The following is a 12,447-nucleotide window of genomic DNA, read 5'->3' as shown; positions in this document are numbered from 1 at the left end:
AAAAGCCTCCCGCTCTTCGGCGCGTGCGGCTGCGGCTCGGGCTGCGGCTGCGGCTGCCAGTCGGGCAATCCGTGCCAGTGCGGCTGACGTCGTAGCGGATCTTCCGTACGACGCGGACGACGCCGTACGGAAGATCCGCCACGACGACGAAGGACCCCGGGCAGCGCGAGGCAGCGGGGTCCTTTGTCATGGGGCCGCCTGCCACCGGACACCACACATCCGCGCACCCGCGCGGGCTAGGATCCGGACCATGGCCCTGACCATGAACGACGTGGACCGGTTCGAGGCGTCCAGGCCCCGCCTGGAGGCCATCGCCTACCGCCTCCTGGGCTCCGCGAGCGAGGCCGAGGACGCCGTGCAGGAGGCGTTCCTGCGCTGGCAGGCCGCCGACGTCGACCGCGTCGAGGTCCCCGAGGCGTGGCTGACCAAGGTGCTCACCAACCTGTGCCTCAACCAGCTCACCTCGGCCCGCGCGCGCCGCGAGACCTACGTGGGCCAGTGGCTCCCCGAACCGCTGCTCGCCGGGGACCGGATGCTCGGCCCGGCCGACTCCGCCGAACAGCGCGAATCGGTCTCGTACGCCGTCCTCGCCCTGCTGGAGCGCCTCTCCCCCAACGAGCGGGCGGTGTACGTGCTGCGGGAGGCCTTCGACTACCCGCACCGGGAGATCGCCGACGTCCTCGACATCACCGAGGCCGCCAGCCAGCAGATCTTCCACCGCGCCAAGAAGCACGTCGCGGCCGGTGAGGCCCGCGCCGACGTCGACGAGGCCGCCGCCCGGCGGATCGTCGACGAGTTCCTCGCGGCAGCCACCAGCGGCCGGACCGAGCCGCTCGTGCGGCTGCTCACCCAGGACGCCGTCGCGATCGGCGACGGCGGCGGGAAGGTCCCGGCCCGCGCCAAGGCGTTCGAGGGCGCCCTCGCGGTCGCGAAGTTCACGCGGGGTCTGTTCACACCCGGCAAGGCCAAGCGCGCCCTGGTCGGCGGCTCACCCGAGGTCTACGCCACGACCGCCAACGGCGGCCCCGCCGTCGTGGCGGTCGTCGACGGCCGGGTCGTCGGCGTCATGTGCCTGGAGATCACCGCCGAGGGCATCGCCGCGATCCGCAGCCAGGTCAACCCCGACAAACTCGAACGTGCGACCCGGAGCTGGGCGGCCGCCGAGCACGGAGAACCCCTGGTCATCACCTTCTGACCCCGATGTGAGCTGCTTCACATCGCGTTCCTGTCAGGAAACGGCGGGCCGCCCGGTTCAAGGGGCGAAACCGCGCGAGACAGGAGCAGAGAATGCAGCACCGCATCATCGTCCTCGGAGCCGGATACAGCGGAGCCATCGCCGCCGGACGCCTCGCCAAGCGGCTGCGCCGCGAGGACGTCACCATCACCCTCGTCAACGCCGAGCCCGACTTCGTCGAGCGCGTCCGGATGCACCAGCTCGCGGTCGGCCAGAACCTCGAACCCCGGCCCTTCAGCGAGATGTTCGCGGGCACCGGCGTCGAAGTGAGGATCGCGAAGGTCACCGGCGTCGACGTCGACCGCAGGACCGTCACGTCGACCGACGCGAACGGTGCCGAGGAACGGGAGTACGACACCCTCGTGTACGCCCTCGGCAGCGGCTGGAACGACCAGGGCGTCCCCGGCTCGACGGAGCACGCCCACGAGATCGCCAGCCGTCCCGGGGCGCTCCGGCTGCGCGAGCGCTTGGCCGGCCTGGACGCCGGACAACGCGTGGTCGTGGTCGGTGGGGGCCTCACCGGCCTGGAGGCCGCGACCGAGATCGCCGAGGCCCGCCCGGACCTCGCCGTCGGCCTCGCCGCCGGCGGACGCCTCGGCGACTGGCTCTCTCCCAAGGGCCGTCGGCACGTGCGGAAGGTCGTCGACGGGCTCGGCATCACCGTGCACGAGCAGGCCACCGTCACCGGCGTGGAGGCCGACCGCGTCGTCACCGCCGACGGCAGGTCCGTCCCGGCCGCGGTCACCGTGTGGACCACGGGCTTCGCCGTCCACCCGATCGCGAAGGCCACCACTCTGGAGGTCACCGACCGGGGCCAGATCGTGGTCGACGGGACCATGTGCTCGGTCTCGCACCCGGACGTGTACGCCATCGGCGACGCGGCCATGGCGATGGGCGCCGGCGACAAACCCCTGCGGATGTCGTGCGCCTCGGGCACCCCCATGGCTTGGCAGGCAGCCGACGCCATCGCGGCCCGCCTGACGGGCAGGAAGCTCCCGAACACCTCGCTCCGCTACTTCAACCAGTGCATCTCGCTGGGTCGCAAGGAAGGCCTGATCCAGTACGTCACCGCCGACGACCGTGCCGTCCGAGCGGCCCTGACCGGACGACTCGCCGCCCGCTACAAGGAGTTGGTCTGCAAAGGCGCGGCCTGGGGCGTCGCCAACCCGACCCTCGGACTCCCGACCCGCCGCCGCCACGTCGTGGCCGCCCCGGCCCGGACAGCGGACACGACGATCAGGACACCGGCCTGACCCGACCATCGGAACGGGCGCCCTCACGACGGGGACGCCCGTCTCCGCCCGGGGGACGCTCAGCCTTCCTGCTCGTCGCCCAGGAGTGGGGTGGTGTCCGCGGCCGGCGGGGCTTTGATGGTCAGGGACTGGTTGATGTCGAGGAAGGTGACGGTCAGGTCGAGCGGCCCGTTCCCGGTGCCGGTAGCCACGTCGTTGCCCTCGGCCCGCATACGAAACTGTTTGGTGCGGCCGTCGCCGTCGGTCCACAGGTCCATGGTGAGCGGGTCGGAGACCTCCAGCTGTATGAACCGATCGAGGCGCCCGAGCTTCAGGCCCTCACTGTTGACCGTCCCCTTGTAGTGCCTGGTCTCGACGCCGTCGACCGTCTCGGTCCCGATCAGCCGCAGGTCCTTGGAACCGGTCAGAAGCGTGGACTGCACCGTCGGGGTCCCCTCCAGCTGACCGGGCAGCACGCCGTACGACTGGTTGTCCACCCCGGTGCGTCCCCATACGGCGGGCGCAGTGCTGAGCCAACTCCTGCCACGCAGCTTCTCGGCCCGGATCGCGTCGCTGCGGACGTACATGACCTTGTCGACGAAGCGGATCTCCAGTCCGACACCCCCGCCCAGATGGGCCGGAGCGGTGATTTTCATGCTCATGGCCAGCGGTTTCGTCGTCATGGAGGCCTCCGCCTCCAGGTGGCCCTTCACCGGCAGGGTCCCGCTGACCCGATAGTGCAGCGACGTGATGTCCCTGGAAGTCCTCGCCGCCTTCGCCACGGCAACAGCGGGCGTGTCCGCGACCGCGGAATCACGCTCGACACCCGCTCCGCAGGCGACCGGTCCCCCGGCGAGCAGCACGGTCGCGAAGGCCACGCTCGTCACTCTGCGCGGTACGGAATCACGTACGGAAATCCCCACGCCCCCCAGGTGAATGGCAGATCCATGCCAAGGCCGCCGAGCCTATCTCGCGGTGTCCGGGCTCGATGAGCTGCCCCGCAGCGGTCGCTCAAGACGCCTGAGTACGCGTACTCATGCGTCGTCCGGGCTGAGGCCCGCATGCTGCGCCCCATGCAGTTCTCAGACGATCGGCGACAGGGGGCACGACGGTGGGAACGAAGCGTGCGAACAGGCCGTCAGCCGGACAGCAGGTCGGAGTCGGAGCGGCACTGCTCCTGATCGACCTGCTGGTGATCGCCTGGTTGCTCTACGGCTACGGGATGACGGGTTGGGCCGACACCTACGACGAGCCCAATCCTCCGGACGCACCACGGGTCGCACGCCAGGCGATGTGGTTCCTGGCCGCCGGTGCGGTGGTCACGGGCGGTGGTCTGCTTGCCCTGGGCTGGCGCATCTCAGGGACAGTTCAGCTACTGCTGCTGGGGGGCGGAGCGGGGGTGTTCGCCCTCTTGGCCGCACGATGATCCGCCACTTCCCCCAGCCACCCCGGAGGCGAACTCCGCCCGTGGAACCCCATGATGTGAAAACGCCCCCGCCCCGCGCCGTGAGCGCGGTTCGGGGGCGTGATCGCGGAAACTACTTCTTCTTGCCCTGGTTCTTGACCGCCTCGATCGCCGCCGCTGCCGCGTCCGGGTCGAGGTAGGTGCCGCCGGGGTTGAGGGGCTTGAAGTCGGCGTCGAGTTCGTAGGCGAGGGGGATGCCGGTCGGGATGTTCAGGCCCGCGATGTCGGCGTCGGAGATGCCGTCGAGGTGCTTGACGAGGGCGCGGAGGCTGTTGCCGTGGGCCGCGACCAGGACCGTGCGGCCGGTGAGGAGGTCGGGGACGATGCCGTCGTACCAGTACGGGAGCATCCGGATGACGACGTCCTTCAGGCACTCCGTGCGGGGGCGGAGCTCCGGGGGGATGGTCGCGTAGCGCGGGTCGTCCGACTGGGAGAACTCCGAGCCGTCCTCGATGGGCGGCGGCGGGGTGTCGTAGGAGCGGCGCCAGAGCATGAACTGCTCCTCGCCGAACTCCGCGAGCGTCTGCGCCTTGTCCTTGCCCTGGAGGGCGCCGTAGTGGCGTTCGTTCAGGCGCCAGCTGCGGTGGACCGGGATCCAGTGGCGGTCGGCGGACTCCAGGGCGAGCTGCGCGGTGCGGATGGCGCGCTTCTGGAGGGAGGTGTGGACCACGTCGGGGAGCAGGCCGGCGTCTTTGAGCAGCTCACCGCCGCGGACTGCCTCCTTCTCGCCCTTCTCGTTGAGGTTGACGTCCACCCAGCCGGTGAACAGGTTCTTCGCGTTCCATTCGCTCTCGCCGTGGCGGAGGAGGATCAGCTTGTACGGTGCGTCGGCCATGCGTATGAGCGTAATGGAAGGCTTCGATCGCTTGCGCGTCCGCTCGAGAGGCGGACAGTTGACGGGATCTGTTAATTGAGTGGCCTGCGGTTACGGCCCCCTCGTAACGTGTGCTCACCGCCTGAGCCGCTTACATCCGTGGGGGATCCGCCATGTCCGTCGCCGCCCTGAGACGTGCCGCCCGCGAGAGCGTCTCCGGTCTTCCCCGCGCGTTCTGGTGGCTGTGGATCAGCACCCTCGTCAACCGGCTCGGCGCGTTCGTCGCCACCTTCATGGCGCTGTATCTGACCCTGGACCGCGGCTACTCCGCCTCGTACGCCGGTCTGGTGGCCTCGCTGCACGGTCTCGGCGGGGTCGTCTCCTCCCTCGTCGCCGGTGTGATGGCGGACCGGCTCGGGCGGCGGCCCACCCTGCTCGTCGCCCAGGCGTCGACGGCACTGTCCGTCGCGCTGCTCGGCTTCGTGCACGACCCGCTCGCCATCGCCGCCGTCGCCTTCCTCGTCGGCATGACGTCCAACGCCTCCCGGCCGGCCGTGCAGGCGATGATGGCCGACATCGTCCGGCCCGAGGACCGCGTCCGCGCCTTCTCGCTGAACTACTGGGCGATCAACCTCGGTTTCGCCGTCTCCTCCATGGGCGCGGGCTTCATCGCCGAGTACAGCTATCTCGCCGGGTTCCTGATCGAGGCGGGGATGACGGCTCTCTGCGCGGTCGTCGTCTTCCTGAAGCTGCCCGAGTCGCGGCCCGCCGTTCCGGCCGGCAAGCAGGTCGCGGCGGATGTGGGTCTCGGCACCGTGCTGCGCGACGGGCGTTTCATGAGCGTCGTCGGGCTGTCCTTCCTCGTGGCCCTGATCTTCCAGCAGGGGGCGGTCGGACTGCCGGTCGCCATGGGCGAGGCCGGCTTCACGCCCGCCGACTACGGCACGGCGATCGCCGTCAACGGTGTCCTGATCGTCGCGCTCCAGATCCCGGTCACCCGGTTCATCGAACACCGCGATCCCAAGCGGCTGCTGGTGGTCTCGTCCCTGTTCGCCGGGTACGGCTTCGGGCTCACCGCCTTCGCCGGGTCCGTCGGTGTCTTCATCCTCACGGTGTGCGTGTGGACCCTGGCCGAGATCGTCAACGCGCCCACACAGACCGGCCTGGTCGTCCGCCTCTCCCCCGTCCACGGCCGCGGCCGCTACCAGGGCATGTACACGCTGTCCTGGTCCGTCGCCGCTCTGGTCGCACCCCTCATGTCCGGCATCGTCATCGACCGGTTCGGCGCGGAGTGGCTGTGGGGGGTGTGCGCGGTGATCGGTACGGGGGCCGCGATCGGGTACGGCGCACTCATGCGACGCCTGCCGGCCGAGGACCCGACGACCGTCGTGGACGCGGCGGCGGCGACGGACGGGGAGGCGGCCCTCAACGTCGGGAAACCGGCCCTCAGCGTCGGGGAATCAGCCCTCACCGAGAGGAAGCCGCCCCTCACCGAGGGAGCGCCCACGCCCTAGGCACGGTCCGGTCCCCGGCCCCGGTCCCGGCCCCACCGTGCCCCACCCGCACTCCCTCACGGATGCATCCGTGCCCCCTTGAGCACCTTGTCCACCGCGTTCTTCGGGCCGTGTACCGCGAGCCCCACCACGTCCAGTTCCGCCGTTCCCACGGCTCGCACCGCCGCTCGGTTGTCGCGGTCGTTGCCCGTGGAGAAGAGGTCGGACGTGAAGAGCGCTCGGGGCAGCGCGCGCGACAGTGCGCGCGTGTGCGCGGCCTTCAGCGTCTCCTTCGTGCCCTCGAAGACCAGCACCGGCTGGCGGAACATCGGCAGGTAGGCCACCCCGTCGGCATCCTCGTACGGCTCCCCGATCACCTCGGGCACCTGCGATCCGAGGCCGCTGACCAGGAACGCGGTGACGTTGAGGCGCTGCCAGGGCTCCAGGTCCTCGCGCAGCAGTACGGCGATCTTGGTGTCGAAGCGGATGACCGGTTCCGGGTTCGTTCGTGCGTTCATGTCTGCGTTCAAGCCTGCGTTCATGCCTTGAGACTGCCGACCCGTGTACGGCACCGTCTTGTACGTTCTTTGCATGGCCGCTCAGCGCGAGGTGACCGCCTGGCGTCCCCGGATCCCGGGTGTCGTCGAGGTGTTCCACGCCCACTTCACGGAGTACGCCTATCCGATGCACGTCCACGACGCGTGGACGCTGCTCATCGTGGACGACGGGGCCGTCCGGTACGACCTCGACCGGCACGAGCACGGCACCCCGGACGACACGGTGTCCCTGTTGCCGCCGCACGTTCCGCACAACGGCTCTCCCGCCACCCCGCACGGCTTCCGCAAGCGGGTCCTGTACCTGGACGACAGCCGGCTCGCCGACGACCTCATCGGGGCCGCCGTCGACGCGCCCGACCTGCGGGACCCGGTGCTGCGCCTGCGCGTCGGCCAACTGCACACCGCCATGGAGCGGCCCGGTGACGAGCTGGAGGCCGAGAGCAGGCTGACGCTCATCGCCGAACGGCTGCGTGCCCGGCTGCTGCCTGCCCTGGCGGCCGGCGCTCCGCGCCCTGACCCGGTCCTCGCCCGCCGGCTGCGGGAGCTGCTCGACGAGCACGTCGTCGACGGCCTCGGCCTCGAGGAGGCCGCCGGGCTCGTACACGCCCATCCCGCGCATCTCGTACGGGCGTTCAGCAGCGCCTACGGCATCGCCCCGCACCAGTACCTCAACTCCCGCCGGGTCGACCGCGCCCGCCGTCTGCTGCTCGACGGCCGCCCGCCCGGCGAGGTGGCCACGGCGACCGGCTTCTTCGACCAGTCCCATCTCACGCGCCACTTCCGGAAGTTGGTGGGAGTCACACCGGGGCGGTACGCCTTCGCAAGGTCGGCGGAAGGAACGCGACCGGTGGCGGGCGGCGGATAGCGTCCTGCATGGAGGACACGTAAGGCGGCCTCGAAAGAGCCCGGAAGGAGTCTCGTCGAGGTCAGTCGGCCGGGCGCTGTGTCAGGTGGGCGAACGCCTCCAGGTTCCGCGTCGACTCGCCGCGGGAGACGCGCCACGCGTACTCCTTGCGGATCGAGGACGCGAAGCCCAGCTCCAGAAGGGTGTTGAAGCTGCCGTCGGCCGCCTCCAGGACCTGTCCGAGGAGGCGGTCGGTCTCGTCGGCGGTGACGGCCGCCAGCGGCAGCTTGCCGGTGACGTAGACGTCGCCGAGCGGGTCGACGGCGTAACTCACGCCGTACAGCTTGAGGTTGCGCTCCAGGAGCCAGCGGTGGACGCCGGACTCGTTCTCGTCGGGGTGGCGGATCACGAAGGCGTTGAGGGAGAGCGAGTGTCTGCCGACCAGGAGTGAGACGGTCGTCGAGAGCTTGCGGGTGCCGGGGAGCTTCACGACGTAGTTGCCGGGAGCGGGGCTCTCCCATTCGAGTTCGGCGTCCTTCAGGAAGCCCTCGATCACCTGGGCCGCCGTCTCTGCATCAGCCATGGTGGGAGCGTACGCGACGCCGGTGGGACTGGGTCGCGGCCGTGTAGACGTCCGCGGTGGCGGCGGCCGCGGTGTCCCAGCCGAAGGACTGGGCGTGCCGGGCGGCGGCCGCGCCCATCCGGGGCGACAGGGCCGGGTCGTCGGCGAAGTCGCGCAGCACGCGCGCGTAGTCCGCGGGACGGTGCCCCTGGACCAGGAAGCCCGTCTGCCCGTCGCGTACGGCCACCGGGAGGCCGCCGACCGAGGCCGCCAGCACCGGCGTACCGGCCGCCTGCGCCTCTATGGCCACCAGGCCGAAGGACTCGCTGTAGGAGGGCATGACCAGGACGGAGGCCGCCCGGAACCAGTCCGCCAGCTGCTCCTGGCCGACGGGCGGACAGAACCGTACGACATCCGCGACGCCGAGTCGCGAGGCGAGTTTCTGCAGGCCCTCGGGCTTGGCCAGGCCGCTGCCGCTGAGGCCGCCGACCACCGGGACCACGAGGCTCGGGCGCAGATCGGGGCGCTCGTCCAGGAGGACGGCCACCGCGCGCAGGAGGACGTCGGGGGCCTTGAGGGGCTGGATACGGCCCGCGAAGAGCGGGATCAGCGCGTCCTGGGGCAGGCCGAGGCGGGCGCGGGCGGCGGCGCGGCCGTCGGCGGGGCGGAAGCGCTCGAGGTTCACGCCCGGGTGGACGACGGCGACCTTGCCGTGGTCGGCGGCGTAGTGCCGGACGAGTTCGTCGGCCTCTTCGGCGGTGTTGGCGATGAGGCGGTCCGCGGCGGCGACGATCTGCGTCTCGCCGATGACGCGGGCGGCGGGCTCGGGGGTGTCGCCGTCGGCCAGGTTGGCGTTCTTGACCTTGGCCATGGTGTGCATGGCGTGGACGAGGGGGACGCCCCAGCGCTGGGCGGCGAGCCAGCCGACGTGGCCGGAGAGCCAGTAGTGGGAGTGCACGAGGTCGTAGTAGCCCGGGCGGTGGCCGGCCCACGCCTGCATCACACCGTGCGTGAAGGCGCACAGCTGAGCCGGGAGGTCCTCCTTGGCCAGGCCCTCGTAGGGGCCCGCGTCGACGTGGCGGACGAGGACACCGGGGGCGAGCTCGACGGTCGGCGGGAGACCGCCGGTGGTCGCGCGCGTGAAGATCTCGACCTCGATGTTGATCGCGGCGAGCCGCTGCGCGAGCTCCACGATGTAGACGTTCATGCCGCCCGCGTCACCGGTGCCCGGCTGGTGGAGCGGTGAGGTGTGCACGGACAGCATGGCCACCCGGCGGGGGCGCCGGTGCAGCCTGAGGCGGGAGGGTGTCGCCGGGGAGCGCCGCCCGAGCCTGCTGACGTACTGGCTCACTTGGCGTTCCTCCTTGCTGCGGACATGCCTGTCGGAGGGCGTGGGGGACCCTCCATGGCTCTCCAACACCGGAAGACGCTGCTCCATTTCCCGCCTCCCCGTATTTGCCGAATCATTACCGGAGATCGCTCAACCGTTCGAGGTCTGGATGCGTGGTGGGTGGGTGGGGTGACTGGGGGCCCGTGCGGGGCGCATGGGAAGCGGGACGCACGGCGGCGGGTCGCGGGTGGGCACGGCCCGGCCGGTCCCCTGGTGCGCACCGCCGTCCGGGATACACACCGGGTCCAGGTGCGCACCGTCGGCCGGTCCCCTGGTGCGCACCGCGCGTCCCGGGTACCCGCATACCCTCGTACGTATGACTGCCGCCGCCCGCGCAGCGACCCGCCCCGTGGGAACGGTGACGCGCGGGACGACCAACCCCAACCGGCTGCGCCGTATGGACCGCTGGATCGCGGCCACGCACGGCGCCGAACTGCGTCGCGCCGCCGATCCGGTCGCCGTCGACCTCGGCTACGGCGCGGCCCCCTGGACCGCCGTCGAACTGCTCGCCCGGCTGCGTGACGTCGCCCCGCACGCGCGCGTGGTCGGCGTCGAGATCGAACCGGCGCGGGTCGCCGCCGCGAAGCCCTACGAGCGCGACGGGCTCGTCTTTCGGCACGGCGGCTTCGAGATTCCCCTTCCTCAGCGGCCGCTGCTCATCCGCGCGGCGAACGTCCTGCGCCAGTACGAGGAGGCGGAGGTCGCCGCGGTGTGGGAGCGGCTGTGCGGGCGGCTGGCACCGGGCGACCCGGCGACCGGCTCGCGGGGCGGGCTGCTGGTCGAGGGGACCTGCGACGAGATCGGGCGCCGGCACGTGTGGGTGGCGCTCGGCCCGGAGGGACCGCGCACGGTCACCTTCGCGACCCGGCTCGGCTCGCTGGAGCGCCCCTCGGACCTGGCCGAGCGCCTGCCGAAGGCGCTCATCCACCGCAATGTCCCCGGCGAGCCGGTGCACGCCTTCCTGCGTGACTTCGACCGCGCCTGGGCGGCCGCCGCGCCCTATGTGTCGTACGGCGCCCGGCAGCGCTGGATCCGGGCGGTGCGGGAGCTGGCCGCCGACTGGCCGGTGACGGACGGGCCCGTGCGGTGGCGGCAGGGTGAAGTGACCCTGCGCTGGGAGGCGTTGGCGCCGCGCGCCTGAACCCTCCGGCCGCCCGCTTCCCCCGTCCGACCTGCGGGGAACGATCTCCGTGAGTCGTTCGTCACACAGGCGGGGAGATCGTCGTGCCGCGGGGAGAAGGGGGGAGAAAACGCTTCGCGCGGCCTTGCAGTGCCTCTGTCTCTTTGCGCGACGACATGGCACGATCCCTCAGGCGTCCGTAAGTTACTGACGGTAAATCAGATGGCGGCAACAGGGATTCGGGGGCAGGGATATGGGAGCGGGCAGGCGCGGACTGATCACCGCGGCCGTGGCGGTGGTGTGCGCGGTCACCGTCCTCACGGCACCGGGCACGGCGTTCGCAGCCCCGGACCCCACGGCGTCACCGGCGGCCGGCTCGGGCACCGCCCCGGCGCTCCCGCCGAACAAGGACCTCGAGGCCGTCCGCAGACAGCTCGAGACGCTCTATCACGAGGCCGCCGTCGCCACCGACGCGTACAACGCGGCCGAGGAGAAGGCCCAGCGGCAGTCCGCGCAGATAGTCGAGCTGGCGAAGAAAATCGTCAAGGGCCAGGAGAAGCTGGCCGAGTTGAAGGACCGCGCGGGCGCCGCGGCCCGCGCCCAGTACCGCGGCGGCGGGCTGCCGGACGAGGCCCACCTGATGCTGAGCGACAACCCGCAGGAGTTCCTCGACGGCGCCGGCCGGGTGCTCCAGGGCCAGCGGGCGACCAAGGGTCTTCTCGGGGAGATGGCCCGCACCCAGCAGGACCTGGAGCTGTACGCGAAGGACGCCTCGACCCAGTGGAAGAAACTGGAGGCGGGCCGCAAGGCCAAGGCCGCGGCCACCAAGAAGGTCGAGCAGCGGATCGCGGCGGCCGAGGAGCTGGAGTCCCGGCTGGAGAAGGAGGACAAGGAGCGCCTCGCCGAGTTGGAGGAGGCGGCGGCCCGTCAGGCGCAGACCACCTGGCTCGACTCCGGAATCCTCGACGACATCGACGGCAGCGCGAGCGAGCAGGGCAAGAAGGCGGTGGAGTTCGCGACCGCCCAGCTGGGCAAGCCCTACGAGTGGGGCGCCGAGGGCCCGAAGACGTTCGACTGCTCCGGCCTGACCTCACAGGCCTGGGCGCACGCCGGGCATCCCGTCCCGCGCACCTCGCAGGAGCAGTGGAAGCAGCTGCCGCACGTCGCCGTCGAGGACATGCGGCCCGGTGACCTGGTCATCTACTTCGGCGACGCCAGCCATGTGGCGATGTACGTGGGGGACGGCGCGATCGTGCACGCCCCGCGACCCGGACGGACGGTGACCGTCGCGGGGGCCGGTTCCATGCCGATACTCGGGGTGGTACGACCGGACGCGTGAGCGTACGGAGGTGGACGGGCGGCGCCTCGGCCAGCCGGGCGGCGCCCGCGGGGCGAGGCCGCAGTCAGCGGGGCGGTGCCCGCGGGGTGGGGCGGTCGGCATGCGCGAGCCCGGCGAACGGCGTCGGTGGGGCAGGTGAACGGCGCCTGCGGGCAGGGTGAACGGCGTTGCGGTCCAGGTGAGCGGGGTTCGGGTGGCGGTGACCCGCGCCACGTGATCTGTCCCACGCCCGGCCTGCCGCCAACGTGACGTTCGTCATCCCGGCGACACCTCTGACCTGTCCAACTGATGTACTGATCGCGGCATATGACACTGGCCGACGCCCAAGCGGCCGGCCTCACACCATTCCGTTGCGGCGCCGACTACCGCTATGGTCCCCGTCGGTGGGTCGAGGTCC

The 12,447-nt window shown here is 71.3% G+C and carries 12 protein-coding genes; 7 read left to right on the top strand and 5 right to left on the bottom strand.

Translation table 11 applies throughout. From position 1 onward, the window contains the following. Positions 1 to 250 precede the first annotated feature (250 nt). Together OG985_RS25100 and OG985_RS25095 are read left to right on the top strand one after the other, a co-directional pair. Positions 251 to 1,195, top strand: a complete 945-nt coding sequence (locus OG985_RS25100) for an RNA polymerase sigma-70 factor (protein WP_371670585.1) — start codon at positions 251 to 253, stop codon at positions 1,193 to 1,195. Between the two features lie 92 nt (positions 1,196 to 1,287). Beyond that, positions 1,288 to 2,487, top strand: coding sequence for an NAD(P)/FAD-dependent oxidoreductase (locus OG985_RS25095; protein WP_371670584.1), 1,200 nt, complete (start codon positions 1,288 to 1,290; stop codon positions 2,485 to 2,487). A gap of 59 nt (positions 2,488 to 2,546) precedes the next feature. Here OG985_RS25095 and OG985_RS25090 read toward each other — a convergent pair whose 3' ends face one another. Next, positions 2,547 to 3,344: a hypothetical protein gene (locus tag OG985_RS25090; protein ID WP_371670583.1), complete on the bottom strand. Its 798-nt coding sequence runs from the start codon at positions 3,342 to 3,344 to the stop codon at positions 2,547 to 2,549. Between the two features lie 233 nt (positions 3,345 to 3,577). On the opposite strand from OG985_RS25090, the gene OG985_RS25085 reads away from it, so the two are divergent. Beyond that, positions 3,578 to 3,892, top strand: a complete 315-nt coding sequence (locus tag OG985_RS25085) for a hypothetical protein (protein WP_371670582.1) — start codon at positions 3,578 to 3,580, stop codon at positions 3,890 to 3,892. A 112-nt stretch (positions 3,893 to 4,004) separates the two neighbouring features. Here OG985_RS25085 and OG985_RS25080 read toward each other — a convergent pair whose 3' ends face one another. Further along, positions 4,005 to 4,766 carry a phosphoglyceromutase gene (locus OG985_RS25080; RefSeq protein ID WP_371670581.1) on the bottom strand — a complete coding sequence of 254 codons (762 nt, stop codon included), beginning with the start codon at positions 4,764 to 4,766 and terminating at the stop codon, positions 4,005 to 4,007. A gap of 152 nt (positions 4,767 to 4,918) precedes the next feature. Between OG985_RS25080 and OG985_RS25075 the strand changes: the two genes are divergently transcribed. After that, positions 4,919 to 6,259 carry an MDR family MFS transporter gene (locus OG985_RS25075; RefSeq protein ID WP_371670580.1) on the top strand — a complete coding sequence of 447 codons (1,341 nt, stop codon included), beginning with the start codon at positions 4,919 to 4,921 and terminating at the stop codon, positions 6,257 to 6,259. Positions 6,260 to 6,315: 56 nt separating this feature from the next. On the opposite strand, the gene OG985_RS25070 is transcribed toward OG985_RS25075, so the two are convergent. Continuing rightward, positions 6,316 to 6,831 (bottom strand): DUF2000 family protein, encoded by a 516-nt coding sequence (locus OG985_RS25070; RefSeq protein WP_371670579.1) that lies wholly within the window; start codon positions 6,829 to 6,831, stop codon positions 6,316 to 6,318. Here OG985_RS25070 and OG985_RS25065 point away from each other — a divergent pair. Further along, on the top strand, positions 6,830 to 7,660 hold the full coding sequence (locus OG985_RS25065; protein ID WP_371670578.1) for an AraC family transcriptional regulator: 831 nt from the start codon (positions 6,830 to 6,832) through the stop codon (positions 7,658 to 7,660). The two genes, OG985_RS25070 and OG985_RS25065, sit on opposite strands and share 2 nt — an antisense overlap. A gap of 61 nt (positions 7,661 to 7,721) precedes the next feature. Here the strand turns inward: OG985_RS25065 and OG985_RS25060 are convergent, their stop codons facing one another. Beyond that, on the bottom strand, positions 7,722 to 8,222 hold the full coding sequence (locus OG985_RS25060; protein WP_371670577.1) for a YbjN domain-containing protein: 501 nt from the start codon (positions 8,220 to 8,222) through the stop codon (positions 7,722 to 7,724). Beyond that, complete coding sequence (mshA, locus tag OG985_RS25055) at positions 8,215 to 9,552, bottom strand: D-inositol-3-phosphate glycosyltransferase (protein ID WP_371670576.1); 1,338 nt, start codon at positions 9,550 to 9,552, stop codon at positions 8,215 to 8,217. The genes OG985_RS25060 and mshA overlap by 8 nt, the downstream gene beginning before the upstream one ends. A gap of 355 nt (positions 9,553 to 9,907) precedes the next feature. Here mshA and OG985_RS25050 point away from each other — a divergent pair, with 355 nt between their 5' ends. Together OG985_RS25050 and OG985_RS25045 are read left to right on the top strand one after the other, a co-directional pair. Further along, positions 9,908 to 10,732, top strand: coding sequence for a class I SAM-dependent methyltransferase (locus tag OG985_RS25050; protein ID WP_371670575.1), 825 nt, complete (start codon positions 9,908 to 9,910; stop codon positions 10,730 to 10,732). 232 nt (positions 10,733 to 10,964) lie between these two features. Continuing rightward, positions 10,965 to 12,050, top strand: coding sequence for an NlpC/P60 family protein (locus tag OG985_RS25045; RefSeq protein WP_371670574.1), 1,086 nt, complete (start codon positions 10,965 to 10,967; stop codon positions 12,048 to 12,050). Positions 12,051 to 12,447: the final 397 nt, after the last annotated feature.

It is taken from the genome of Streptomyces sp. NBC_00289 (genome assembly GCF_041435115.1).
Taxonomy (GTDB): domain Bacteria; phylum Actinomycetota; class Actinomycetes; order Streptomycetales; family Streptomycetaceae; genus Streptomyces.
The sequence above is the reverse complement of the archived record's forward strand: the minus strand, read 5'-3'. Positions and strand labels throughout refer to the sequence as shown.

Coding starts and splice junctions, on each gene's coding strand:
- OG985_RS25100 (WP_371670585.1), top strand. CDS start 251: ATGGCCCTGACCATGAACGACGTGGACCGGTTCGAGGCGTCCAGGCCC.
- OG985_RS25080 (WP_371670581.1), bottom strand. CDS start 4,766: ATGGCCGACGCACCGTACAAGCTGATCCTCCTCCGCCACGGCGAGAGC.
- OG985_RS25060 (WP_371670577.1), bottom strand. CDS start 8,222: ATGGCTGATGCAGAGACGGCGGCCCAGGTGATCGAGGGCTTCCTGAAG.
- OG985_RS25045 (WP_371670574.1), top strand. CDS start 10,965: ATGGGAGCGGGCAGGCGCGGACTGATCACCGCGGCCGTGGCGGTGGTG.
- OG985_RS25095 (WP_371670584.1), top strand. CDS start 1,288: ATGCAGCACCGCATCATCGTCCTCGGAGCCGGATACAGCGGAGCCATC.
- OG985_RS25075 (WP_371670580.1), top strand. CDS start 4,919: ATGTCCGTCGCCGCCCTGAGACGTGCCGCCCGCGAGAGCGTCTCCGGT.
- OG985_RS25070 (WP_371670579.1), bottom strand. CDS start 6,831: ATGCAAAGAACGTACAAGACGGTGCCGTACACGGGTCGGCAGTCTCAA.
- OG985_RS25050 (WP_371670575.1), top strand. CDS start 9,908: ATGACTGCCGCCGCCCGCGCAGCGACCCGCCCCGTGGGAACGGTGACG.
- OG985_RS25065 (WP_371670578.1), top strand. CDS start 6,830: ATGGCCGCTCAGCGCGAGGTGACCGCCTGGCGTCCCCGGATCCCGGGT.